Annotated in this window: 2 protein-coding genes; both read right to left on the bottom strand. The window is 58.8% G+C overall.

Annotated elements, in window-relative coordinates; translation table 11 throughout:
- Positions 1-753: amidohydrolase family protein (locus AWB74_RS44255; protein ID WP_087039589.1), on the bottom strand; the 753-nt coding region annotated here is incomplete at its 3' end.
- The coding region (locus AWB74_RS44260) for an MFS transporter (protein WP_061152764.1) at positions 750-1,919 on the bottom strand (1,170 nt) is incomplete at its 5' end. The genes AWB74_RS44260 and AWB74_RS44255, both read right to left, overlap by 4 nt.

The following is a 1,919-nucleotide window of genomic DNA, read 5'->3' on the forward strand; positions in this document are numbered from 1 at the left end:
CGCCGAGACCGCTCGAGCGAAGTCAGTCGTATGTTCGAACTGGGTGTGTGGCCAATCGCTACCCCACATTAGGCGCGCTGGTCCGAAAGCGCAGAGCAACTGTTCGGTTGCCTCACGGGCGAAGGACGTGCCCGGCTCCGCGCAGCGATAGGCGCCTGAAATCTTCACCCACACCTGACCGGACGCGCCGAATCCGAGCAGTTCGCTGAATCCGGGGTCGCTCGTCCCTTTGTCGGGAGCCGGCCGGCCAAAGTGATCGACAACCACGGGCAGGCCTTGCTCGAGAAGCGGCTCGATGAGCGCTGGCAGATCGCACGCATTTCTGTGCAATTCGACATGCAACCCAAATATCGCAAGTCGTTTGCCAAACGTGGTCCATGCTGACGAACGCAAATCGGGAAGCCGCTGTCCTATCAGATTGAGCCTGATGCCGGTCACGCCGCATCGGACAAGACGCGCTAACTCGTCTTCAGAGGTGGCAGGGGACACCACCGCGACGCCTCGGAGTCTCGACGGCTCTTGCGCCAAGGCCTCGAGCATATGGCTGTTGTCGGTGCCAAGAAAGCTGGGTTGGACCAAGACTCCGTAGCCGAAATTGTGCTGGTTAAGCAACGCAAGATACGTATCCAGTGAAGCGTCGTAGTCTGGCGTGTAACGCCGTCCGTCCGCTAATTGGAGTGAGCGGCGGAAAACATGGGCGTGAGTGTCTACGAAAGATGGCAAGGATGAAAAATCGGTTGGGGTTTTGCTCATCGTTGACTCCGCGCACGGCTAAGAGCCAAGTCGGCGCCGTCGGCCGATCCCGGTGTTTGTTCGGGGCTTGTAGGACGCAGTCGCTTGCCGCGCGTTTCTGGCAGAAATAGGACTGAGACCATCGCGAGTCCGTAGGCGACTGCGGCGTCTATGCCGATAGCGGCACCCAATGACATTGAGTGGCTCATGTAACCGACCATCACAGGAAAAGCTGCCGAGGCGATACGACCGAAGTTGTAGCAAAACCCGACTCCCGTTCCTCGCATCTGGGCCGGATAAAGCTCGTTGAAGAGCGCACCGAGGCTTGCCGGAATTCCTGCAGCGAAAAAGCCCAACGGAAATCCGAGAACGAGCATCTGGACATTACTCAAGGGCAGCATGACGTACGCCAGCACAGTCACGATGCACCAGAACGCAAACAGCGCGACATTGCGCCGACGTCCGATGCGGTCTAACAAGTAAGCGCTCGCGATGCAGCCACACCAGAACGCCACAATGACCACTGCCAGATAGGCGCCCGTATTGAGGACAGAGAGGTGTCGCTCCTTCGACAGGAATGTCGGAAGCCAGATCATGATGGCGTAGTAACCACCATGAGCCCCCGTTCCCAGCAACATGCCGATGAGGGTCGTCTTGAGAACTTGAGGTCGGAAAATCTCAGCGACTTGGAGTAGGAGGGGTGCTTTTTCCGGCTTGTCTGCAGGCGCGGTACGTACCGGCTCGCGGAGATTTCGCCGCACATACAACACGAGAACTGCAGGTAGTAAGCCAACCCCGAACATCACGCGCCAGGCTGTGTCGGTCGGCAACCACGAAAAGGCCGCAGCGTAAAGGAGGACTGCCGCGCCCCAGCCGACAGCCCAGGCGCTCTGAACAGCGCCCATTGCCTTTCCGCGATTCTCCGGACTGATGGTTTCTGCCATTAGCACAGCGCCCGCTGCCCACTCGCCGCCGAAGCCGAAACCTTGCAACGCTTTTGCCGCGAGTAGTTGCGGGAAAGTCTGAGCAAAGGCGCAAATAAATGTAAATCCGGAAAACCAAAGAATCGTGAGCTGAAGCGTCCGTACGCGCCCTATCCTGTCCGACAGCGCGCCGGCAAGCCATCCACCGAGCGCAGAGGAGATAAGCGTCACAGCACTTATGGCGCCGGCCTGAGTATGGTCGAT

Origin of the sequence: Caballeronia arvi (genome assembly GCF_001544695.2) — a bacterium.
In the GTDB taxonomy this organism is placed as follows: Bacteria; Pseudomonadota; Gammaproteobacteria; order Burkholderiales; family Burkholderiaceae; genus Caballeronia; species Caballeronia arvi.